The 22,891-nt window shown below is 60.1% G+C and carries 23 protein-coding genes; 18 read left to right on the top strand and 5 right to left on the bottom strand.

What is annotated here, in order from left to right:
- Window positions 1-13: 13 nt before the first annotated feature.
- The 4 genes from IDH44_RS03505 to IDH44_RS03490 all read left to right on the top strand — a co-directional run bounded on the left by IDH44_RS03505 (window position 14) and on the right by IDH44_RS03490 (window position 3,954).
- The gene (locus tag IDH44_RS03505) at window positions 14-919 is read left to right on the top strand and encodes a sugar phosphate isomerase/epimerase family protein (RefSeq protein ID WP_190914745.1); all 906 of its coding nucleotides are present in this window, start codon (window positions 14-16) and stop codon (window positions 917-919) included.
- Between the two features lie 7 nt (window positions 920-926).
- Window positions 927-1,829 (top strand): Gfo/Idh/MocA family protein, encoded by a 903-nt coding sequence (locus IDH44_RS03500; protein ID WP_190914743.1) that lies wholly within the window; start codon window positions 927-929, stop codon window positions 1,827-1,829.
- 44 nt (window positions 1,830-1,873) lie between these two features.
- Window positions 1,874-2,893 carry a Gfo/Idh/MocA family protein gene (locus IDH44_RS03495; protein ID WP_190914741.1) on the top strand — a complete coding sequence of 340 codons (1,020 nt, stop codon included), beginning with the start codon at window positions 1,874-1,876 and terminating at the stop codon, window positions 2,891-2,893.
- Between the two features lie 608 nt (window positions 2,894-3,501).
- Complete coding sequence (locus IDH44_RS03490) at window positions 3,502-3,954, top strand: helix-turn-helix domain-containing protein (protein ID WP_190914769.1); 453 nt, start codon at window positions 3,502-3,504, stop codon at window positions 3,952-3,954.
- Window positions 3,955-4,057: 103 nt separating this feature from the next.
- Here IDH44_RS03490 and IDH44_RS03485 read toward each other — a convergent pair whose 3' ends face one another.
- From IDH44_RS03485 to IDH44_RS03475, 3 genes are all read right to left on the bottom strand, one after another.
- Window positions 4,058-5,032 carry a type I phosphomannose isomerase catalytic subunit gene (locus IDH44_RS03485; RefSeq protein ID WP_190914739.1) on the bottom strand — a complete coding sequence of 325 codons (975 nt, stop codon included), beginning with the start codon at window positions 5,030-5,032 and terminating at the stop codon, window positions 4,058-4,060.
- Between the two features lie 497 nt (window positions 5,033-5,529).
- A complete protein-coding gene (locus tag IDH44_RS03480) occupies window positions 5,530-6,123 on the bottom strand; it encodes a tRNA (mnm(5)s(2)U34)-methyltransferase (RefSeq protein ID WP_190914737.1) in 594 nt (197 codons plus the stop codon).
- Between the two features lies 1 nt (window position 6,124).
- Window positions 6,125-7,099, bottom strand: coding sequence for a TIGR01212 family radical SAM protein (locus IDH44_RS03475; protein ID WP_190914735.1), 975 nt, complete (start codon window positions 7,097-7,099; stop codon window positions 6,125-6,127).
- 291 nt (window positions 7,100-7,390) lie between these two features.
- Between IDH44_RS03475 and IDH44_RS03470 the strand changes: the two genes are divergently transcribed.
- From IDH44_RS03470 to trmB, 3 genes are all read left to right on the top strand, one after another.
- Window positions 7,391-7,603, top strand: coding sequence for a hypothetical protein (locus IDH44_RS03470; protein ID WP_190914733.1), 213 nt, complete (start codon window positions 7,391-7,393; stop codon window positions 7,601-7,603).
- A 132-nt stretch (window positions 7,604-7,735) separates the two neighbouring features.
- A complete protein-coding gene (locus tag IDH44_RS03465; protein WP_223869342.1) occupies window positions 7,736-9,568 on the top strand; it encodes a cation:proton antiporter domain-containing protein in 1,833 nt (610 codons plus the stop codon).
- A gap of 57 nt (window positions 9,569-9,625) precedes the next feature.
- Window positions 9,626-10,426 carry a tRNA (guanosine(46)-N7)-methyltransferase TrmB gene (trmB, locus tag IDH44_RS03460; protein ID WP_190914731.1) on the top strand — a complete coding sequence of 267 codons (801 nt, stop codon included), beginning with the start codon at window positions 9,626-9,628 and terminating at the stop codon, window positions 10,424-10,426.
- Here the strand turns inward: trmB and IDH44_RS03455 are convergent.
- Window positions 10,342-10,923 (bottom strand): phosphatase PAP2 family protein, encoded by a 582-nt coding sequence (locus IDH44_RS03455; RefSeq protein ID WP_190914729.1) that lies wholly within the window; start codon window positions 10,921-10,923, stop codon window positions 10,342-10,344. The genes trmB and IDH44_RS03455 overlap by 85 nt on opposite strands.
- Window positions 10,924-11,508: 585 nt before the next feature.
- Between IDH44_RS03455 and IDH44_RS03450 the strand changes: the two genes are divergently transcribed.
- From IDH44_RS03450 to IDH44_RS03430, 5 genes are all read left to right on the top strand, one after another.
- Window positions 11,509-12,750: a glycosyltransferase family 2 protein gene (locus tag IDH44_RS03450; protein ID WP_190914727.1), complete on the top strand. Its 1,242-nt coding sequence runs from the start codon at window positions 11,509-11,511 to the stop codon at window positions 12,748-12,750.
- A 315-nt stretch (window positions 12,751-13,065) separates the two neighbouring features.
- A complete protein-coding gene (infC, locus tag IDH44_RS03445; RefSeq protein WP_190914766.1) occupies window positions 13,066-13,563 on the top strand; it encodes a translation initiation factor IF-3 in 498 nt (165 codons plus the stop codon).
- Between the two features lie 26 nt (window positions 13,564-13,589).
- On the top strand, window positions 13,590-13,790 hold the full coding sequence (gene rpmI, locus IDH44_RS03440) for a 50S ribosomal protein L35 (protein ID WP_190914725.1): 201 nt from the start codon (window positions 13,590-13,592) through the stop codon (window positions 13,788-13,790).
- Window positions 13,791-13,840: 50 nt separating this feature from the next.
- Entirely contained in the window at window positions 13,841-14,200 is a 360-nt protein-coding gene (gene rplT / locus IDH44_RS03435) for a 50S ribosomal protein L20 (protein WP_190914724.1), read from the top strand.
- A gap of 210 nt (window positions 14,201-14,410) precedes the next feature.
- Window positions 14,411-14,737 carry a hypothetical protein gene (locus tag IDH44_RS03430; RefSeq protein ID WP_190914723.1) on the top strand — a complete coding sequence of 109 codons (327 nt, stop codon included), beginning with the start codon at window positions 14,411-14,413 and terminating at the stop codon, window positions 14,735-14,737.
- Here the strand turns inward: IDH44_RS03430 and IDH44_RS03425 are convergent.
- Complete coding sequence (locus IDH44_RS03425; RefSeq protein WP_190914721.1) at window positions 14,734-15,207, bottom strand: GNAT family N-acetyltransferase; 474 nt, start codon at window positions 15,205-15,207, stop codon at window positions 14,734-14,736. The two genes, IDH44_RS03430 and IDH44_RS03425, sit on opposite strands and share 4 nt — an antisense overlap.
- Before the next feature lie 527 nt (window positions 15,208-15,734).
- Here IDH44_RS03425 and ilvB point away from each other — a divergent pair.
- The 6 genes from ilvB (at window position 15,735) to IDH44_RS03395 (ending at window position 22,805) form a co-directional block, all read left to right on the top strand.
- On the top strand, window positions 15,735-17,477 hold the full coding sequence (gene ilvB / locus IDH44_RS03420) for a biosynthetic-type acetolactate synthase large subunit (protein WP_190914719.1): 1,743 nt from the start codon (window positions 15,735-15,737) through the stop codon (window positions 17,475-17,477).
- 14 nt (window positions 17,478-17,491) lie between these two features.
- Window positions 17,492-17,974: an acetolactate synthase small subunit gene (gene ilvN, locus IDH44_RS03415; RefSeq protein ID WP_190914764.1), complete on the top strand. Its 483-nt coding sequence runs from the start codon at window positions 17,492-17,494 to the stop codon at window positions 17,972-17,974.
- A 230-nt stretch (window positions 17,975-18,204) separates the two neighbouring features.
- On the top strand, window positions 18,205-19,197 hold the full coding sequence (gene ilvC / locus IDH44_RS03410; RefSeq protein ID WP_190914717.1) for a ketol-acid reductoisomerase: 993 nt from the start codon (window positions 18,205-18,207) through the stop codon (window positions 19,195-19,197).
- 164 nt (window positions 19,198-19,361) lie between these two features.
- Window positions 19,362-20,441, top strand: coding sequence for a 3-isopropylmalate dehydrogenase (gene leuB / locus IDH44_RS03405; RefSeq protein WP_190914715.1), 1,080 nt, complete (start codon window positions 19,362-19,364; stop codon window positions 20,439-20,441).
- A gap of 203 nt (window positions 20,442-20,644) precedes the next feature.
- Window positions 20,645-21,193 carry a peroxiredoxin gene (locus IDH44_RS03400; protein WP_190914713.1) on the top strand — a complete coding sequence of 183 codons (549 nt, stop codon included), beginning with the start codon at window positions 20,645-20,647 and terminating at the stop codon, window positions 21,191-21,193.
- Window positions 21,194-21,407: 214 nt separating this feature from the next.
- Complete coding sequence (locus tag IDH44_RS03395; RefSeq protein ID WP_190914711.1) at window positions 21,408-22,805, top strand: MATE family efflux transporter; 1,398 nt, start codon at window positions 21,408-21,410, stop codon at window positions 22,803-22,805.
- Window positions 22,806-22,891: the final 86 nt, after the last annotated feature.

Raw genomic sequence — 22,891 nt, 5'->3', positions numbered from 1 at the left:
GGAGTGATCGGACATGGAAGCCGGAACCGGGCAGCAACAGCCGCAAGCGCCGTTCCCGTCGCTAAACAATCTGGATGTCCAGCAATCGTGGTGGGCGATGGATCGGCTCGGCAGCAGCCGAGCGCCGTGGAGCGCGGAGCACAAGCTGGAATGGATGGCCGAGGCAGGGTTCACGGGCGTATTGGCCCGAATCCCGGAAGGAGCGGAGGCGGCCAAAGCGTGGCGCGCTCATCTGGCGCAGTACCGCTTCAGCTATGGCGTGCAGGCCTTCCCGGCGACGCGCGCCGAGCTGGCGGACACGCTGCGGCGTGCCGGGGAACTGGGGGCCGCCTACGTCAACGCTCAGGTCGCCGATGCCTTCGTCGTCGGCGAAGAGGCCGTCCACCTGCTGCAGGAGCTGTGCGAGGAGTCGAAGGCGCAGGGGTTGCCTTGCTATGTCGAGACGCATCGCGGCCGCATCACGCAGGACTTGATTCGCACGGCCGCGTATGTGGAGCAGGTGCGGGATCTCCGCCTGACGATCGACCTCTCCCATTATGTAGTGGCCGGCGAGTTGGGCACCTCTTCCCAAGCGGCGGAACGGCTCATCGAGCGGCTGCTGGCCCGCACGTCCAGCATCCATGCCCGGGTGTCCAACGGACAGCAGATTCAGATCGATATCAGCACGGCAGCAGGCGCCGCTCATCTCGAGCGCTTCGCCTGCTGGTGGAGGCGCGGCATGCAGCATTGGCTGACGACCGCGCGTCCCGGCGACCGCTTGCCGTTTGTCGCGGAGCTGGGGCCCGCCGACTATGCGATCGAATCCTGCTATGGCCTGGAGATCTCCGATCGCAAGCAGCAGGCGATACGACTCAAGCAGCTCGCCGAGCGGCTGTGGCGGGAGGTCTGCGAACAACATCGAATATCTATGAAGGAGTGACGATCCATTGAATCAAGCACCCTTGCGCATCGGCCTCGTCGGCCTGGATACCTCGCATGCTCCGGCCTTTGCGGAGCTGCTCGCCAATCCGGATAATCCGCATCACGTCCCGGGGGGACAGCTCGTGGCGGCCTATCCGGGCGGCTCGGACGATTTTGAGCTCAGCTACTCGCGCATCGCCGATTACACGGACAAGATCCGCAGCTACGGCGCACGCATCGAAGATCGGATCGAGGCGGTGGCCGAGGCGTGCGACGCCGTGCTGCTGACCTCGGTGGACGGGCGCGTCCATCCGCAGCAGTTCGAGCGGCTGGCGCGCTATGGCAAGCCGGTCTTCATCGACAAGCCGTTCGCCGTCAGCTCGAGGGACGCGGCGCAGATTCTTCGTCTGGCCGAGGAGCACGGCGTGCCCCTGATGAGCTGCTCGTCGCTGCGCTACGCGGAGACATTCACCGAGGCGCTGAGCGACGCAGACGACGGCGAGCTGACGGGCATCGACAGCTACGGCCCGCTGGCGCTGCAGCCGACCCAGCCGGGGCTGTATTGGTACGGCATTCATACGACCGAGCTGCTGTTCGCCGCGCTCGGTGCGGCCTGCGTCGAGGTGACGGCCGTCCGCGAGGAATCGCACGAGCTCGTCGTCGGGCGCTGGGCCGACGGCCGGCTCGGCACGCTGCGCGGCAACCGCAGCGGCAACAACACCTTCGGCGCATTGCTGCATCGCACCGGAGGCACGCGGCACGTGACGATCGGCGGCGGCAAGCCTTATTATGCCAGCCTGCTGGAGTCAATCATGACGCTGTTCCGCCAGGGCAAGGCAGACGTGCCGCTGGAGCAGACGGCGGCGATTGTCCGCTTCATCGAAGCAGCCAATGAGAGCCGCGAGACGGGCAAGCCGGTCCGGCTCTAGTCTGCGGCCCGGCGGCGGTTGCCAAGCAAAGGAGCGTGAACTGTGTGAAGAGATGGAACATCGGATTGATTGGCTGCGGCGGGATCGCAGAATTTCACGTGCGGGCGATCGACGAGCTGCCCAATGCGCGGCTGACCGCAGTCGCAAGCCGAACGCCGGACAAGGCGCGGGCGCTCGCGGAGCGCGAGGGCTGCGAATGGGCCAGCAGCCATGAGGAGCTGTTGGCGCGCGAGGATCTGGAGCTGGTCATCGTGGCGACGTCGAGCGGCAGTCATGCCGAGCTGGGCATGGACGTGCTGCGCGCGGGCAAGCACCTGCTCGTGGAGAAGCCGATGGCCATGCGGGCCGCCGAAGCGGCGCGCATGATCGAGGAGGCCGAGCGGCGCGGGCGCACGCTCGCGGTGATCTCCCAGCGCCGGTACGAGCCACAGCATCAGGCGATCAAGCGTCTGCTGGACGAGGGCGCGCTCGGGCGGCTGCTGATGGCGGAGGTGTCGGTGCCGTTCTACCGCGATCAGGCTTATTACGACAGCGCGCCGTGGCGCGGCACACTGGCCGAGGACGGCGGGGCGCTGATGAATCAGGGCATCCATTCGATCGACCTGCTGCTGTGGCTGGCGGGGCCGGCGCGCAGCGTCATCGGCAAGACGGCGACGCTGGCCCACCGGATGGAGGCGGAGGACATCGGCAGCGCAATTGTGACGTTTGAGAGCGGCGCGCTCGGCACGATCCTGGCCTCGACTGCGATGAAGCCCGGCTTTGCCGCCGGGCTCGCGCTGTACGGCGAGCGCGGCGCCGTCAAGCTGGCGGGACCCGACATCGTGCATTGGTCCGTGCCGGACATCCCCGAGCCGGCTGCGGACTCGAGCGGGCACTACGGCGGTACGGCTGATCCGCTCAGCATCAGCCACCAGTATCACCGGCTGCAGCTCGCCGATCTGCTGACGGAGCTGGAGCAGGGCGGCCGTCCGGCCGTCGACGGCCACGCCGGACGGGCCAGCGTCGCGCTGATCGAGGGCATCTACGAGAGCGCCCGCCGCGGTGCGGAGGTTGCGTTGGAATAGAGGGGCGGGCAGGAGAGTAGCAATCAGAAGGATAGCGCGGTGTAGAGCAGACGAATAGCCGAGCAAAAAAGAATAAAAAACAGGCGCCGGGGGATGCCCGAAGCGCCTGTTTTTTTAGGAATCATCCAACAACTATGCTTACCAAAAACGCTCCGAAAAACGCTCCGAAAACTCTCGCCAAACCGACAAATCTCACCAGACCGGCTTACTACTTTTCAGGCGAAAATCTTGTGCAGCGAATGATCCGGCCAAGGATCCTTCACGAAATATCCTAAGACCGATAATTACCAAGTGGGCAAACGGACTCTGCAACGCTAACGGTTGCCAGCGCGCTTATTTCGATCGATTTCAGGCGATTTCTAGTCTAGCGGTTGCCACAGCGCTTATTTGGCTTCGATCGCGTTTTTTTGATTGAATTCAAGAAAATAAGACCTGTGGCAACCGTTACAACTCAATCGGCACTTTTTTGGGCTAATTAACCGCTGTGGCAACCGTTAGATGCGTCGCGCAACCCGGGGTTGCGTCCGGATGCAACGCATTTGTGCTTTACGATTGAAGGGAGTCGTATCATAATGAACACATCTTGTTTAAGAAAGGCAGTTGCTGGAATGATTTTTGGTGAAAAGCTAAAAGCCGAACGCGATAAGAAGGGCTGGTCTCAAGAAGAACTCGCTGAAAAGCTGTTTGTCAGTCGTCAATCGGTATCGAAGTGGGAGAACAATCAGAATTACCCGAGCATTGAAATCATTATGAAAATCAGCGATTTGTTCCAGCTTACAATCGATGAACTGCTGAGGAGTGATGATGCATTGACGAAACAGGTCATCAGGGATAGCAAACAACTGGCCTATCCCAAAATAAAAATGACGATTGATTTTGTATTTTTGATTGGCGTTGGTCTACTCGTTTTTAAGTTAATTGTCTTGTTGCTTACCAAAACCACCTCGCTGGACGTCTCGCTTTACGGGGGCAGCTTCTTGTGGAACTTCGGTCCATTGATTCTTATGGTGGGGGCCGGGATCGCCTCGGGCATTCTGAAGGATAAATATAAACAGGAATAAAAAGGGCGTGGCCGGTTGGCCACGCTCTTGTCGTAATACGAAACACATGCCGGGAAATGCCCGCATTTTGAACGCGTCAGCGTGTCAGTACGATGCTCGAGAACTACTGCGGCAGCTCGCTGCGCAGGACGGTCATGGCGCCGCTCAGCGTGTAAGCGCCGAGGTTGGCGGGGAGCAGGAAGCACTGCCCGGCCTCGACCGGCTGGCGGCCGCCGTCCCAAGCGAGCTCGCCGCGGCCGGCGGCGACGACGAGAATGACGAAGCTCTCCGGTCGCGTCTCAAGCGGCCACGGCTGCTCGACGACGCCCTTCTCGACGACGAAATACGGCGAACGGGCAATCTCCAGCCATTCGCCCGCGACCGCGCTGCTCGTATCGGTTCGGGTCGCGCCGGCGCCCTCGTAGGCCATGACGTTGAGGGAATCCTCGATGTGCAGCTCGCGCGGCTTGCCGTCCAGTCCCGGACGATTGTAATCGTAGAGCCGGTAGGTGGTGTCCGAATTCTGCTGAATTTCGGCGACGACGACGCCTGCGCGCAGCGCATGCACCGTCCCGGCCGGAATATAGAAGGCGTCGCCGGTTTTGACCGGCACCTCTTGCAGAGCGTCCATGATGCGCCCCTCCGCGATCGCGGCCTCCAGCGCGGCGCGGTCGACTCCGTCCTTGAGGCCGTAGATGATCGTCGCGCCGGGCTTGGCGTCCACGATGTACCACATCTCCGTCTTGCCGAGCTCGCCCGGGGGCAGCTTGGCGTAGCTGTCTGTCGGATGCACCTGAATGGAGAGGTCGTCGTTGCAATCCAGCAGCTTGATCAGCAATGGGAAGCGCCCGCCGTCCGGCCGATGGCCGCGGCTGCCGAACAGCTCCGCACCGTACTGCGCCCGGACCTCGTCGAGGCCGAGTCCGGCGAGTTCGCCGTTCATAACCTTGGTCGTGCCGTTGGGGTGATCGCCGATCATCCAGCCTTCGCCGATCGCGCCCGGAGGCAGCTCCAGCCCAAAGCGCTCCAGCGCCCGGCCGCCCCACACCCGTTCTTTCATTTCCGGCTTGAATTGCAGCGGATAAGGTTTAATGCTCATTGTGCTCGCTCCTGTCTTATTCATTTCGTCTGCATGAATACGATGTGTTGACTTCATGGATGCTGGATGTTCATGTCAGAATGCTTTGTATTTACTACATGGTGCTGGAGGTTCGCGTCAGAATGTTTCGTATTCACTACATGATGCTGATGAAGGAAGCATTGGCGCATAGGCGGATCTGCGCATCTTGTCTTGAAATTGGTAACGGACAAAAATGTCCGTTAGGTACAGGAAGACGAGCTTTCGCGACCGTCCCCAGCCTGCTCCGAGCAAATGGACGAGACACGCGCAACCCGGCTAGCAACGACCAGTCCCGGCCGTGCTGCCCATCGCCGCGATACGCATCCCGCGCAGCGGCCGCCATACGCATGCCCGCATTCGCCATGTCTGCGAGTCCCGCCATACGCAACCGCGCTGCCCATTGCCGTCACACGCATCTCTGCAGCGGCCGCCATACGCATTCCCACATTCGCCCCGCCTGTCAGCCCCGCTGCTCGCTAACGGCTGCGCTTGACGATGCCGACGGCAATGGGGGCGCCGGGCTTCTGGAGCATTCGGTAGCAGACGCTCTGCGCCCGCTCGCCCGGCAGGCCGCTCGCCCAGTCTAGCACGGCTTCCGCTTCGCTGTCTCCGCCGGCATGGCCGGGATACAGCACCGCCGCAATGGCGCCGTCTGGCCGCAGCAGGTCGAGCGCCGCCTCCATAGCGGCGAGCGTCGAAGCGGCGGTCGTGATAATCCGCTTGTCCGTATCGGCGCCCGGGAGGTAGCCGAGATTGAACATCGCGGCTGCGACGCTGCCGTGCAGCGTCTGCGGGATGGCCTCGCGCATCGCGTCGTGACTCTGCAGCAGCAGATGGACTGCCGGCTTGTCCGAGCGGCCTGCATAGGCCCGCTCCAGCCGTGCCGCGGTCAGCGCGAGCGCACCGGGCTGAATGTCGAAGGCGAACACGGTGCCGCGCGCGCCGACGGCCTCCGCGAGGAACAACGTGTCCACGCCGCCGCCCGCCGTGGCGTCAATCGCCGCGTCGCCCGGCTGCAGGCGCGGGGCGACCCAGGCGCGCGCCGCGGCGAGGACGGAGGGGAAGCCCATGCTAGCCGTCCTCCCACAGCCGGCCCTGCCACGTGTCGCGACGGACGAGCTCGGCGTCGATCGCATTGAGCACGTCCCACTTGCGCAGGCTCCACGTCGGCCCGAGCAGCAGGTCGCGCGGGGCATCGCCGGTGAGACGATGCACAATCATCTCCGGCGGGAGCAGCTCGAGCGTGTCGCAGACGAGCGCTACATACTCGTCTCTTTCCAGGAAGCGCAGCAGACCGGCTTCGTATTGCTTGACCATCGGCGTCTTGCGCATCAGATGCAGCAGGTGGATCTTGATGCCCTGCACGTCCATGCGGGCGACCGCGCGCCCGGTGTCGAGCATCATCGCGTGCGTCTCCTGCGGCAGGCCGTAGATGATATGAGCGCATACCCGGATGCCGCGCGCCCGCAGACGGGCGACCGCATCGCGATAGCACTGCGTGTCGTGGGCGCGGTTGATGAGCTGCGAGGTCGATTCATGCACGGTCTGCAGTCCCATCTCCACCCACAGATAGGTGCGGCTGTTCAGCTCGGCCAGATAGTCGACGACCTCGTCCGGCAGACAGTCGGGACGCGTCGCGATCGAGAGCCCGACGACGCCGGGCTGCCGCAGGACGGTCTCGTAGTAATCGCGCAGCGTCTCCAGCGGGGCGTAGGTGTTCGTATAGGCCTGGAAATAACCGATGTACTGCGCGTGCGGCCATTTGCGGTGCTGGCGGTCGCGCACGGTGTTGAATTGCGTGACCAGATCGTCGCGCCGGCTGCCGGCGAAGTCGCCCGAGCCGCGGGCGCTGCAGAAGGTGCAGCCGCCCGCGGCGATGGAGCCGTCGCGATTGGGACAGGTAAAGCCGGCGTCGAGCATCACCTTGAACACCTTGCCTCCGAACGCTTGACGCATTTCGTAGTTCCAGGTATGGAAGCGTTTCGTATCCCACATGACCGGAGACGATTGCGCTGCGTACGCCTCCGGTTCGATCAATCGCGTCATGGACTTCCCTCCAGATCGGATGTGCGGTGCGTCGCACCGCACCAGTGCATTCCTTTATTGTACTGCAAAGGAGACCAAGCGCCAAGCGAGCGGTCGGAATAATCCGTCGCGGAGCTGGAAAAAATATTTGAGAAAATGTGATTTTTCTCTTGCCACACCTTACATGATGTGTTATATTAAAACCAAGCCAAATCAATGAATTTCCAACATCGATGCTTCGTTTTATCACTCGTTTCAGCTCTTGGCTCCACTGGAAATGCAGTGGTTACTTTAATTGCGAGGTGATGAGTCATGAATACGACGGTCAAAATTCCGCAAGGTGACAGCACGGTTACGGTCGAATTGACGGTCAAGGAAGTAATGGCGCTTGCAGGCATCAAGTTCTACAACAATCACCGCGTCGAGGTCGATGCGCGCCGCAAGCTGAACGAAGCGCTCAGCGTCAACTATGGGATCGAGCAGACGCGCAAGCAGGATCCGATTCCGTATCAAATGTTAAACTAGTATGTATCTTACCAGCAGCCGCGGCGCAAGCCGACAGGCTGCTTTTTTATTTTTATTGTTGAACTGGGTCCCGGTTCCTGCTATAGTGGGCTTCATCGAAATGCGCCTTGTACGAGGAGGTAAAGAGAGGCCATGGACCACGGCTCCAGTTCGTTGATGTCGTTGATGATCGTCGTAATCGTCGCGTTCCTGATTCCCATTGTGCTTCACCATTTCAAGATTCGCGCCCTTCCCGTGGTGGTGGCCGAGATTATTGCCGGTCTGGCGCTGGGTCACAGCGGCTTCAATCTCATTACCGAGGACTCCTGGCTGGAGCTGCTGTCGCTGTTCGGATTCATCTATTTGATGTTTTTGAGCGGCCTCGAAATCGACTTCCAAGCGTTTACGAAAAAAAGCGGCGGCAAAAACAACGCGCCGAAGCCGCTGACGGTGTCGCTCCTGCTGTTTGCAGGCATTCTGGCGCTGTCTTATGTGTTGTCGCTCGGACTGGTCCAGATGCATTTGGCGGAGGATCCGTATCTGATGACAATCATTATCGCTACTATCTCGCTCGGCGTGGTCGTCCCGGTGCTCAAGGAGAAGAAGCTGCTGGATACGGAGCTTGGGCAGACGCTGCTGCTTGTCACCGTCATTTCGGATTTCGTGACGATGATTCTGCTGGCGGTCTACACGAGCATCCAGTCGCACAGCTTGTCCCGCATGCTGCTGTTGCTGCTCTTTTTTGTCGTCGTGGCCGTCATTTATTTGCTGATCAAGCGCTTTGCCGTTCCGAATATGATCCGTCTGTTCAATCAGGGCACGACCGTTCAGCTCGGCATGCGGGCGGCGTTCGCACTGATGCTGCTTTTCGTCGTGATGTCGGAGGGGCTGGGCGTGGAGAATATATTGGGCGCATTTCTGGCGGGCGCGATTGTGTCGCTGCTTGGGCCGTCCAAGACATTTGTGCACCAGCTTGACTCGTTCGGCTACGGGTTTTTGATTCCGATCTTCTTCGTGATGATCGGCGTGCGGATGGAGCTTTGGAGCCTGCTGTCGGACTGGAAGACGCTGCTGTTCATTCCCGTGCTCCTGGGGTTTATTTTTCTCTCCAAAATGCTCCCGGTGCTGCTGCTCTCGCGCTGGTATGCCCGGTCGCAGGTGCTCGGCTCGGGGCTTTTGCTCTCCTCGACGCTCAGCTTGGTCATTGCTGCCGCCTCCATCGCATTGGAGCTGGGGCTCATTGACGATTCCATCTACGGCTCGTTGATTCTCGTCGCGGTCATCAGCTGCGTCGTGTTCCCGGTACTGTTCAACAAGGTCTTCCCCAAGCTGGAGCGCAAGCCGACGACGATCGGCATCGTCGGCGCCAATCACACGACGCTGCCGATTGTCAACGATCTCAAGCAGCATGGCTACGACGTCCGCCTCTATACCGCCAGCCGCCCGCGGGAGGAGGAGGACAAGCCTTTGCTGACCGGCGATACGCTGCAGTTGGTCGCCTCGCTGGACACGCAGGTGCTGGACGAAGAAGGCCTGTTCGAGTCGGATATCGTCGTGCTGGGCACGGCGGAGGATGCGACCAACATCTCGCTGGCGCACGAGGCGCTTTCGCGCGGGCGCGAGCGGATCGTCGTGCGGGCCGAGGACCCGGCCAAGTACGAGCGGCTGCATCACGAGGGGTTCACGGTCTTCTCGACGCTGCATGCCTCGCGGACGCTGCTGCGCGCGCTGATTGAGCAGCCGAGCATGGTCAAGCTGTTCACGCACGACAACGACAGCACTGGCGAGATCGTGCTTGGCAACGGCAGCTACGACCATGTCCTGCTGCGCGATCTGCCGATGCTGCAGAATGTATTGATTCTAAGAATTTACCGCTCCGACTCCTATCTGATCCCGCACGGCAACACCAATCTATTAATGGGGGACAAGCTGCTCGTCAGCGGACGGCCGGAGCATATCGTGCAGTTGCGCGCGGAACTCGAATAACGTCGCAATTGTCGTCAGGATCGTTTAATTTTATGAAGCGTTGGAGGAAGAGGAATTATGCGTTTACGTGGAAGAAAAGGCATTCGGGAATCGCTGGAGGCGCAGCCGGAGCTGGTCGTGCTGGATGCGGCGCCGCACAAAGGCCGCTGGCATGCATTTTTTGGGAACGATCGTCCGATTCACGCCGAGCTCGGCATGGGCAAGGGCAAATTCATCAGCGAGCATAGCAAGCGCAACCCGCATATCAATTATATCGGCGTGGATATGTACGACGAGTTGCTCCGCCGCGCCAGCGAAAAAGCGCGTGATCTCTGGGAGGCGGACGGCGTCACGGAGCCGCCCAACCTGGCGCTGGTGCGCGGCAATATCGAGAACATTGCGGCCATGTTCGCCGAAGGGGAGCTGGAGCGCATTTACCTCAATTTCAGCGATCCATGGCCCAAGTCGAAGCATGCGCGGCGCAGGTTGACGCATCCGCGCTTTTTGCGGCAGTACACCCGGCTCTTGAGCCCAAGGGGCGAGATTCATTTCAAGACCGATTCGGAGACGTTGTTTGAATTTTCGCTCAACAGCTTCGCGTCTGAGGGGCTGCAGTTGCGCAATATCGCGCTTAACCTGCATCGGGACGCCCTGCGCGAGGAGCTCGTGCTGACCGAGTATGAGAGCAAATTCGTGGAGCAAGGCAAGCCGATCTACCGTCTCGAGGCGGTGATCGGCGAGGAGGCGCTGCGGGCGCATCGCGCCGAGCAGGAGGAGCGGGAGCAACGGGAGGATCAAGAGGCGCCCCACCACCAGAGCGAGACGAGCGAGGCAGTCAGCGCCCCGAGCGCGCCGCCGGCGGCGACATCGGAAGGGTAATGCAGACCCAGATACATGCGCGACCATCCGACCGATACGCCGATCACGATGGCAACCGGGAGCATGAGCGGCAGATAAGCCGATTCGGCCGTCAGCAGCGGCAGCATCCAGGCAAAGATGGCGGTCGTATGCCCGGACGGAAAGGACGGATCCCCGAGCATGCGCTTGCCGATGTTGATTTTTTCGAGCTTCTGATAAGGGCGCAGCCGCTTGAACTTGTGCTTGACGATAAAGACAGGGATGTGGCTGATCGCGATGGCGGTCAAGCTCTGCCAGCCGGCCGTATTCCACGGATAAGGCGCGAGCAGGACGAGCAGCAGCGCGGTGGCCAGCGTGAACGTGGCGCCGCCCAGATGGGTCACGGTGCCGAGCCAGCGGCTCAGCCACCTATTCAAGGCCGGATTCAGCGGTCTGCGGTTCGCCCATAGCAACAGGCGCAGCTCGCTGCTTTGCAGCCAAAATCGGATTCGGTTTGTCGGTCCAGGTTGTTTTTCCATGGTCACCTCCAGCAAGACGGTCTTCCGTATGCTTGTGGATTAAAAAAATTTCATCTGCGACTTGTCCGTCTGACGGCTATAAGTCATCATACCACAATCCGGCGCGACTGAAAGCGAAAAAACGCAGCCTGGCAGCATGAAATGGCAAGGCGGAGCGGACGCGCCTTGCGATTAAACCCCGTCCAAAAATTTGGACGGGGTTTGTTTGGAACTGTTAATTTGCGGGTAATAGGGGCATAACGTTTAGAATAGGCTCATATGTGCAAGCTAATCGGCAAAAGGAACCTTTTGCCGATTCGTTTCGTTTATATACAATGAGCGGGGCGGTCGCCCTATGCGGCCAGGCGGGAGGCCTAGCCAAGCGGCGAAAATAAGCGCGACGGCCAAAGCCGCGGCGATTGTACGCGATTTTTCGTCGATTTCCGGTCGGCAGGAGGAAAATGGTTCCAAATTCGATTTTGACAATTGAAGAGAAAGCGCGCAAAATCAGGATTGCTGCCAAACGCATTTCGCAACACAAACAAAAAAAGAGACAGAGAAAAAGCATGATTAAAAATTGGGGTCTCAAGGGGGCAGTACCGAATCATGGTCAATACGATTATTTTTTCGATGCAAGTATTTATTTTCGCAATCGGGCTCTATCAGATGGTGCTCGGTTTTTACGGCTGGCGCGTGCGTCGCCGTCGGGCCTGGCACAAGCCGCAGAAGTCATTTGCCGTATTGGTCGCCGCGCACAACGAGGAGCAGGTGGTCGGCGCGCTGATCGAGAACCTGCTGATGATGAAGTATCCTCGCAAGCTGTTCGATATCTTCGTCATCTGCGACAATTGCTCCGACGGCACGGCCGACGTCGTGCGCCGCTACAACGGGGTCCACGCCTGCGTACGCACCAACCCGGCGCAGCGCGGCAAGGGCTACGCGATCGAATGGATGCTCGGCGTGCTGTGGAAGCAGCCGCGCGCTTACGACGCGGTCGTCATGTTCGACGCCGACAATCTGGTCAGCACGGACTTTTTGCAGCTGATGAACAATGATCTCTGCAACGGCGTGCGCGTCATTCAAGGCTACCTGGACACCAAAAATCCGCAGGATTCGTGGGTGAGCGCCGCCAACGGCATCAACTACTGGTTCACGAACCGGATGTGGCAGGTGTCGCGGGCCAATGCCGGGCTTGCGAACTTCCTCGGCGGCACGGGCATGTGCTTCGAGTCGAAGCTGCTGCAGGATATCGGATGGGGCGCCAAAAGCCTCGTCGAGGACCTGGAATTTACGATCCATTGCATCATGCGAGGCGTGTACCCGCGCATCAATTACGACGCGCGCGTCTACGACGAGAAGCCGATCTCCTTCAAGGCTTCGGCGCGGCAGCGCCTGCGCTGGACGCAGGGACACTTCGATGTGGCGCGCAAGTATTTCCTGCCGCTGCTGTGGCGGGGGATCCGCGAGCGCAGCTTTGTCAAGCTTGACGCCGCCTTCTATGTATTCAATGCCTACACCTTCTTGGTCGGGCTGATCGTCACGGTGCTGATGTGGATCGTCATGGTACTGCCCGGAGAACCGCTGTTCGATTCGCTCTACGAGCTGATGCCGTATTGGGTGATGGTGCCGTACGTGGCGTATTCGATCATTCAATTCCCGCTCGTCATGATGCTCGAACGGGTCAAGTCGAAGAGCTATCTGTACCTGCTGCTGTTCCCGGTGTATCTGCTGTCGTGGGCGCCGATTACGGTGTATGCCTTCTTCACCCAGAACAACAAGCAGTGGAGCCATACCGAGCATACGCGGGTCATTCGCTTCGAAGAGGTCCAGAGCAAGCAGGCAGGGTAATGTTCAAACGAGCGAAATTCGCGCAAAATGCGGTTGACATGCCGTAGTGCCGCGTGTATACTAATAAGGTCAATGGATAGTTACAGCAAAAGCAGAAGCACCCGCTTCTCACCTGACCGGCAGCATGCCGGCTGGTCGCGATCGATCGATTCAAGCAGCTTCGCAAGAAGCGCGTATGCTTGTTCACGGTGAGTACTTACGGAATGCGGGTCCGATGCGGCCCGCATTTTTTTGTGTGCATGACATCGGTTGTCTGCGATCATAAGCAGGGTCATTACATGATGGAGGTGGAAGGTTATTAGCAGGGAACATCAAATTAACGACGAGATCCGGACAAGAGAGGTGCGTCTGGTTGGCGCGGAAGGCGAGCAAATCGGCATCAAGCCGACACGCGAGGCGCTGCAGATGGCGATTGATCTGAATATGGATCTGGTTAATGTCGCTCCGGCTGCCAAACCACCGGTGTGCCGGATCATGGACTATGGCAAGTTCCGCTACGAGCAACAAAAGAAAGAAAAAGAAGCGCGCAAGAACCAGAAGACCGTCGATCTGAAGGAAGTATGGTTCCGCGCCAACATTGAGGAGCACGACTATCAGGTCAAGTTCCGCAATGTCGTGAAATTCCTTGGCGAAGGCGATAAAGTCAAGGCTTCGGTCCGCTTTCGCGGCCGCGAAATCACGCATGCCTCGATCGGGCAGCGCATCCTGGACCGCTTGTCCAAGGAAGTGGCCGATCTGTGCGTGGTCGAACGGCACCCCAAGCTGGAAGGGCGCAGCATGATCATGATTCTCGCCCCCAAAACGAACAACTAAAAAGAATTGCAGGGAGGACCATACACATGCCTAAGATTAAAACGCACAGCAGCTTGAAAGACCGCTTCAAAATTACCGGCACCGGCAAGGTTAAACGCTACAAAGCGTACCGCAATCATTTGCTGTCGCACAAGTCGGGCCGCCAAAAGCGCGTCTTGGCTGGCCAGCCGCTCATGTCGGCCGGCGACGCAAGCCGCCTGAAGCAAGGTCTGGATCAACTGCGCTAAGCGCGGACTGTACCATTTCATTTTACGCAAATTACAGGAGGGTTTAACATATGGCAAGAGTGAAAGGCGGCATCGTCCGCGCCCGTCGTCGCAAAAGAATTTTGAAGCTCGCGAAGGGTTATTACGGCTCCAAGCATCGCTTGTTTAAAACGGCAAAAGAGCAGGTCATGAAATCGCTGCTCTACGCATACCGCGACCGTCGTCAGCGGAAACGCGATTTCCGCAAGCTGTGGATCACGCGGATCAATGCGGCTGCGCGCCAAAACGGCCTCAGCTACAGCAAATTCATGTACGGCCTGAAGCTGGCCGGCGTGGAAATGAACCGTAAAATGCTGGCCGATCTGGCCGTAAACGACATGGGCGCGTTCAACTCCTTGGCTGGCGTGGCCAAGCAAAAAATCAACGCCTAGAAAAATCACGCCTTATTTTATCGAAAGCCTTCCCGCAAGGGGGGGCTTTTTTGAAATTATAGAAAGTATATGATTTCGCCTTGGTGCAATCTCGTCCGCACCTGTTCAGTCTCGTAGATGCCGGGCCACTGACCGTACGTACAGGCGTACAGGCCGTAAGGTCGAGTGCTGCATACACTGGAGAACCAACCATAAAAGGAGGATTCATTCATGCGCACTCATGTGACTCGGCAACAAGCGGTGAAGCTGCTCGGCAAGCCCATCTATGCGCGCAAAAAAGACGGCACGGTCGTAACCGGCAAGCTGATCCGCGTTAGCGGCGGTCGCCTTCATCTGCAGTCGCTAGCCAAGGGCAAAACGGTGCACACGCGGGCAATCCTGCCGCTGGTGCTGTTCGACCTGCTGGCGATCGGCACGCTGCCTTATGCATACGGCCCATATGGCGGTTTTGGCGGTGGCTACGGCGGTGGCTACGGCGGTGGTTATGGCGGCAACTGCTGCTATGGCGGAGGCGGATATCCCGGCGGCTTCTATTAGGACCGCATCGCCGGCCCCAGCAGCTGCTTGGTCATCTCGTGACAGCGATAATCCGCCGCATACCCCGTCAACGCGTAGCCGAGCCGGGTATAGAAGCGGAGCGCGGACATATTGCCTTCGTCGACGTACAGGCGTGCGAGCGAGCAGCGACGGCGAATGCCGTACGCCTCGGCCCGCTCCATCAATCGGCGGCCCCAGCCGGTGCCGCGGTGACGAGGGTGTACGGCGAGCATGTCGATCAGCAGCGTGCCGCGGGCGGCTACGGCATGGACGAACCCACTCGCGGCGCTTCCCCGGCCGCGGCAGGCGACCAGCGTGCTGCCGCTGAGCAGCCGCTGCGGCAGCCGCCGCAGCTCGCGCGCGTCCAGCGGCGAGACCGTGTGGGAGAGCGGCACGAGCTCAGTGCGGATGAGGCGAATCAGTTGCGCGCGGTCGACGGCCGGTGCGTAAGCGCGTATAATACAGGTCATAGGCAAGCAAGCCCCCCTTGTGTGCCGGATCGGCGGCATAGCTGGCGCCGCCGGAGCTAATTTATTGTATGCTTGACGAATGCTTTTGGAAGGCCTATAATTGTTGATAACGTTGAATGATTTATTGATATACGATATCGGCAATGATGAGGACGAAGTGCTAAGGGCTCTTTTGCATCAGAGAGCGGACGGAGTAGCTGAGACCGTCGCCAAAATCCCTTTTCTACGAGCTCACCTCGGAGCTGTTTTCCTGAAAAGTCCCGCCCCCCGGCGGATGCCTATTAGGGAAAATCGCGCGGCACACGTTACAGTGCCAACGGTAAGAGTCTCCGCGTGCACGCGATTCTTACCTGCTGAGGCTGTATATTGCGAAATGTACGGCAAACTTGGGTGGTACCACGGAAGCTTCGCCTTTCGTCCCTCAACACAATGCGTTGTGTTAAGGGGCGAAGGGCTTTTTTGATGGCCAAAACCTATTAGATGCAAGTCCGCGCGAGCTGGCGGCGGGCTTGGAGAGGAGGAAGACGATGAGCGCACAAGGTGCAACATTACGCTCGAAAGAAGAAATCATGGAAAAACTGAGGAAGCCCGAAGTCGTGACCGGCTCGGAGATGCTGCTTCGCAGCCTCGTACTGGAGGGAGCGGACTGCGTCTTCGGCTATCCCGGCGGCGCGGTGTTGTTCATATACGATGCGATGCACGGCTTCTCCGACTTCAATCACCTGCTGACCCGTCACGAGCAGGGCGCGATCCATGCGGCCGACGGCTACGCCCGCGCAAGCGGCAAGGTCGGCGTCTGCATCGCGACCTCCGGGCCGGGGGCGACGAACCTGGTGACGGGCATCGCGACGGCTTATATGGATTCGGTCCCGCTCGTAGTCATCACCGGCAATGTCGCGACCAACTTCATCGGTACGGACGCCTTCCAGGAGGCGGACATCACGGGCATCACGATGCCGATCACCAAGCACAGCTATCTCGTGCGCAACGTAGAGGATCTGCCGCGGACCATTCACGAGGCGTTCCATATTGCCAACACGGGGCGCAAGGGCCCGGTGCTGATCGATATTCCGAAGGACGTATCGGCGCAGAAGGCGCTCTTCCAGCCTGTGAACGAGGTGAATCTGCGCGGCTACAACCCGACCGTACAGCCGAACCGGCATCAGGTCGACAAGATGATCAAGGCGATCGCAGAGGCGGAGCGCCCGGTCATCCTGGCCGGCGGCGGGGTCGTTTACTCGGGCGGGCACGAGGAGCTGCTGGAGTTCGTCACCAAGACGGAGATCCCGATCACGACGACGCTGCTCGGCCTCGGCGCGTATCCGAGCGGTCGCGATCTGTGGCTGGGCATGCCCGGTATGCACGGCACCTATACGTCCAACAAGGCGATTCAGAATGCGGATCTGCTGATCAACATCGGCGCCCGCTTCGACGACCGGGTGACGATGAAGCTCGACGGCTTCGCCCCGCAAGCCAAGGTCGTCCATATCGACATCGATCCGGCCGAGATCGGCAAAAACGTGCCGACCGAAATCCCAATCGTCGGCGACATCAAGACCGTGCTGCAGATCGCCAACAAGCAAGCGGTGCGGGCAGACAAGGCCGACGCCTGGCGCACGCGGGTGCAGGAATGGAAGAGCCAGTATCCGCTGCGCTACAAGGATTCCGACACCGAGCTGAAGCCGCAGTGGGTCATCGAGATGATCCACGACACGACCGGCGGCGACGCGATCGTCACGACCGACGTCGGCCAGCATCAGATGTGGGCGGCGCAGTACTACAAGTTCAACAAGCCGCGCTCCTGGGTTACCTCAGGCGGTCTCGGCACGATGGGCTTTGGCTTCCCGTCGGCGATCGGCGCGCAGCTGGCGTGCCCGGAGCGCACGGTCGTCTCGATCAACGGCGACGGCGGCATGCAGATGTGCGCGCAGGAGCTGGCGATCTGCGCGATCAACAACATCCCGGTCAAGATCGCGATCATCAACAATCAGGTGCTCGGCATGGTGCGGCAGTGGCAGGAGATCATCTACGACAACCGCTACAGCCATATCGATCTGGCCGGCAGCCCGGACTTCGTCAAGCTGGCCGAAGCTTACGGCGTCAAGGGCTACCGGGCCGTCGGCAAGGAGGACGCCCGCAAGGTATGGGAGGAAGCGCTGCAGCATCCCGGACCGGCTGTCGTGGAGTTCGTCGTCCACAAGGGCGAGAACGTCTATCCGATGGTCACGCAGGGCAACACGATCGATACGATGCTGATGGGGGATGAGTAATCTTGAGTAATCTGATGAAGCACACAATCGCCGTACTCGTCAACAACCAACCCGGTGTGCTCCAGCGCGTCTCCGGCCTGTTCGGCCGGAGGGGCTTCAACATCGAGAGCATCACGGTCGGGACGTCGGAGGAGGCCGGGCTGTCGCGGATGGTCATCGTCACGACCGGCGACGAGAAGATGCTCGAGCAGGTGACGAAGCAGCTCTACAAGCTGATCGACGTCATCAAGGTCGTCGATCTGAGCGCTAACCCGATGGTGGCGCGCGAGCTGGCGCTGATCAAGGTCGGCGCCGAGCCGTCGATGCGCCCCGAGATTCTCGGCGTCGTCGAGACGTTCCGCGCCTCGATCGTCGACATTGGCACCGGCTCGCTGACCGTGCAGGTCGTCGGCGATTCGGAGAAGATCGACGCGATGGTCGAGCTGCTCAAGCCGTACGGCATTCGCGAGCTGACGCGCACCGGCGTGACGGCGATGACGCGGGGCAACGCGCGTTAACCGGCGCTGCATCGAGCTCGCCGTTCTGCGCGGCCTGGCGGCCCTGCGAATCGGACAAGCAGGCAAGGCAAGCTACGAATGGCCGCCCTCCCGGGCCCGCGGGGAGCGGGGGGCGGCCGCATCATGCCCGTTTTGAACGGGAGCCTGGCGGGAGAATGCCGCTTCAGACGTTTGTTCTCCTCTCAGGCACCCGTTCAAAGGGTTTAAATTTAAAGGAGGCTTTTATTCACATGGCAGTCAAAATGTTCTATGAAAAAGATGCAGACCAAAGCGTACTGCAGGGCAAAACAATCGCGGTTATCGGGTATGGCAGCCAAGGGCACGCGCAAGCGCAAAACCTGCGCGACAGCGGTCTGAAGGTCGTCATCGGCCTGCGTCCCGGCAAATCCGCCGAAAAGGCGAAAAACGACGGCTTCGAGGTGCTGTCTGTCGGCGAAGCCGTCAAGGTAGCTGATCTCGTCCAAATCCTGATGCCGGACGAAACGCAAGCCGCGGTATACCGCGACGAAATCGCACCGAACCTGAAAAAGGGCGCGGCGCTGATGTTCTCGCACGGCTTCAACGTGCATTTCGGCCAAATTGTAGCGGACAAGGAAACCGACGTCCTGCTCGTCGCGCCGAAATCGCCCGGCCACATGGTGCGCCGCACCTACGTCGAAGGCTTCGGCGTGCCTGGACTGATCGCCATCGAGCAGGATGCGACGGGCAATGCGCAGGCGATCGGCCTGGCGTATGCCAAAGGCATCGGCTGCACGCGCGCGGGCGTCATCGAGACCTCGTTCCGCGAGGAGACCGAGACGGATCTGTTCGGCGAGCAAGCCGTGCTGTGCGGCGGCGCGAGCGCGCTGGTCAAAGCCGGTTTCGAAACGCTTGTGGAAGCGGGCTACGCGCCGGAAATGGCGTACTTCGAGTGCTTGCATGAGCTGAAGCTGATCGTCGACCTGATGTACGAGGGCGGCCTGGCTTCGATGCGCGACTCGATCAGCAACACGGCCGAGTACGGCGATTATGTCACCGGACCGCGCATCGTGACGGAAGAAACGAAAAAAGAAATGAAGCGGGTGCTCGAGGATATCCAGACGGGCCGCTTCGCACGCGACTTTATCCTGGAGAATCAATCCAACCGCGCGATGCTGACCGCGACGCGCCGTCGCGAGGCCGAGCATCCGATCGAGCAGGTCGGCAGCCAGCTGCGCGAGCTGATGCACTGGATCAAGAAGTAATCGTACGATTCATACTGCAATATCCCGATCCCGGATCGACCGGCAGCGACCGCCGGACCGCCAGCCTTGCGCCCGGCGGTCGCTGCGGGCCTGCGCGGCTTGTCCGGGATGCTTGTTGCCATCCCGCATGATCCAGCTATTAGCCAAAGGAGTGTAATGCCATAATGACGGACGTAAAAAAAATCGCCGTGCTCGGCGGTGACGGCATCGGCCCAGAGGTCGTGGGCGAAGCGATCAAAGTCATGAAGAAGACCGAGGAGCTGTTCGGTCTGAAATTCGAATTTGAACACGGTCTGTTCGGCGGCATCGCCATCGACGAAAAAGGAACCCCGCTGCCGCAGGAAACGCTCGACATCTGCCAGCGTGCCGACGCCGTGCTGCTCGGCGCAGTCGGCGGACCGAAATGGGACAACAACAGCAAAGAGCTGCGTCCGGAGACGGGCTTGCTCGGCATCCGCAAAGCGCTGGGCCTGTTCTCGAACATTCGGCCGGCGACGGTATTCGACTGCCTGATGGACGCTTCGACGCTCAAGCCCGAGGTGCTCGAGGGCACCGATCTGATCGTCGTGCGCGAGCTCACCGGAGGCATCTATTTCGGCGAGAAGTTCCGCCGCGACGGCGAGCACGGCCAAGAGGCCGTCGATACCTGCGTATACAACGTCAGCGAAGTCGAGCGGATTGTCCGCCAAGCGTTCGAAATCGCGCAGAAGCGCAGCAAGCGTCTGGCCTCCGTGGACAAGGCGAACGTCCTGGAGACGTCGCGCCTGTGGCGCGAGGTCGTCAACCGCATCGCACCGGAGTATCCGGACGTCGAGCTGGAGCATGTGCTCGTCGACAACTGCGCGATGCAGCTGCTGCGCCGCCCGTCAAGCTTCGACGTCATCGTGACGGAGAACATGTTCGGCGACATCCTCAGCGACGAGGCCGCGATGCTGACGGGCTCGATCGGCATGCTGTCGTCCGCTTCGCTGGGCGAGGGCAGCTTTGGCCTGTACGAGCCGGTGCACGGCTCGGCGCCGGATATTGCCGGCCAGGGCATCTCCAATCCGATCGCGACGATCCTGTCGGTCGCGCTGATGTACCGCTTGACGTTCGGCTACGAAGAGGCGGCTCAGGCGATCGAGAATGCCGTCAAGTCGGTGCTTGATGCGGGCCACCGTACGGGCGATATCGCCGTCGACAAGAGCAAGGCCCTTGGCACGGAAGCGATGGGCGAGCGAATTGTGGCTGCACTCAGCAAGTAAGATTCGGACCGGACTCGGACGCCGCGGTCCGAGTTCCGTTCTGAATGAGAATGATAATTATAATTATTATAAAAAAATAATTGATATAATCTTGACTTTGTTCTTATCTGGTGATAGGATTTTACTCGAGGGCTCGTTCATGAGGGCATGGGCGAGCTACACATTTCAATTATGCGCTTATGCGCCAAGGAGGTCGTTTGGGAATGGCAGATCGTTTGGTAGGCAAGCCGGCACCGGATTTTACGATGGAGACGGCACTGGGCAATGGCAAGGAATTCGGTTCCGCCTCGCTCACCGATTACAAGGGCAAATGGCTCGTCCTTTTCTTCTATCCGCTGGACTTTACGTTTGTATGCCCGACCGAAATCACTGCGCTCAGCGAAGCGGCAGGCGAATTCAAGAAGCTGAACACGGAAGTGCTCGGCGTCAGCGTCGACAGCAAGCACAGCCATCGCGCTTGGCTCAACACGCCGGTCAATGACAACGGCCTCGGCGAGCTGAACTTCCCGCTGGCTGCGGACATCACCAAGCAAGTGGCGCGCGAGTATGGCGTGCTGATCGAAGAAGAAGGCGTCGCGCTCCGCGGTCTGTTCATCATCGATCCGGAAGGCGAGCTGAAATACCAGGTCGTCAACCACAACGACGTAGGCCGCAGCGTCGAAGAAACGCTCCGCGTGCTGCAGGCGCTTCAGTCCGGCGGACTGTGCCCGATGAACTGGAAGCCTGGCGACCAGCATCTGGTGGCGAAGTAAGATCCGGCTGCGCCTTCCAAGCTCCCCCAAAAGCAACAACGGGGGAGCTTTTTTGCGCCTGCAGCCAGATGGAAGAGCAGGCGCGTCCAGAGCGGGCCGCGTCGCCCCCCATCGCCTGTAGCCCGGATTGCGTTATTTGGGCGCTGGAACTACAATTAGACCGACATAGGCCGCATCCTTCATGTGACCGTTGTACGATACTTGAAAAGAAGTGATGAGGATTTTGGGACGGCTCGGCCTATCCGCACGGACACACCTCTTGCTGGAGAAGCACCTGACCGGCGAGACGATGGATTATCGCAGAATCATGGCCTTGTTTTTTCCGGTGTTGATCGACCAGACCTTCATCGTCGGCTTGAACCTGCTCAATACGGCGATGATCAGCTCCTCCGGCGTGGACGCGATCAGTGCGGTCAGCATGGTGGATACGCTGAATATTTTGTTCATTCAGATCTTCATTGCGATGGCGACCGGGGGCACGGTCGTCGTCGCGCAATATAAAGGAAGCGGAAATCCATCGATGGTGTCGACTGCGGCGGCTGGAACGATCGCGGCCGTATCCCTGCTCTCGCTGGCGATCGGTCTGTTCGTCGCGCTCCTGCACGGCCCGCTGCTCGGTCTGCTATTCGGCTCTGCGACGCCTGAGGTACTGGGCAGCGCGAGCACGTACCTGATCGGCAGCGGCCTCTCTTACATGGGTCTGGGCATCGTTCAGGCCGTCAACGCCGCAATGCGCGGCGTCGGTCGGACGCGCGTGTCGATGGCGCTCTCGCTCATTATGAACGGCTTGTACGTGCTGCTCAATCTGCTGCTCGTGATCGGGCTCGACATGGGCGTGCCGGGCATGACGATTGCAGTCAATGTCGCGCGCTATGCGGCGGCAATCTGTGCGCTGGTTGTCGTGCTGCGGATGGACACGGAGCTGCGTCTTCGCTTGCGCGAGCTCGTGCGCGTCCCCTGGTCGATGTTCAAAAAAATGATGGCGGTTGGCATCCCGTTTGCGGCGGAGCAGGTGTTTTTCAACGGCGGCAAAATGATGACCCAGGTGTTCATCGTCGGCATGGGAACCTATGCGATCGCCGCCAATGCGATCAGCGGCTCCCTGGCGATGCTCTATCAAGTGCCGTCGATGGCGTTGTCGCTAACGCTGGTCACGGTGGTGGGGCAATGCGTCGGCGCTCGCCATTTTGACGATGCGCGCAAGTTTATTCGCGGCTTTCTGTGGCTGTCGGCGCTATTTTTTACTGTGATGGCGCTGGTGCTGCTGCCGTTGTTTTATCCGATGGTGCGCTTGTTCAATCCGCCGGATGCGATTATCGGCGACGTGTTCTGGATTGTGCTGATCAACGCGCTCGCCCAGATTCCGCTATGGGGCATCAGCTTCGTCCTGCCTGCCGGCTTGCGCGCCGCCGGGGACGCGCGCTATACCTCGGTGATCGCAATGCTGTCGATGTGGCTGTTCCGGATCGGGCTCGGCTATGTGCTGGGCGTCGTGCTGGGCATCGGCATCATCGGCGTGTGGATTGCGATGAACGGCGAGTGGGGCGTGCGGGGGCTGTTGTTCTGGCGGCGCTACAGGAGCGGTAAGTGGCAGGCGCGGTCGCTGGTATAAAGGCAAAACGGCTGATGCGGTCCTCCGACGTCGCGACAAGAAAAATAACCTGCGGGCCATTTATGGCGCGCAGGTCTTTTGCTTCG

Source organism: Paenibacillus sabuli (assembly GCF_014705605.1).
GTDB classification, from domain to species: domain Bacteria; phylum Bacillota; class Bacilli; order Paenibacillales; family Paenibacillaceae; genus Paenibacillus_D; species Paenibacillus_D sabuli.
This window is presented reverse-complemented; position numbering and strand designations above follow the sequence as displayed.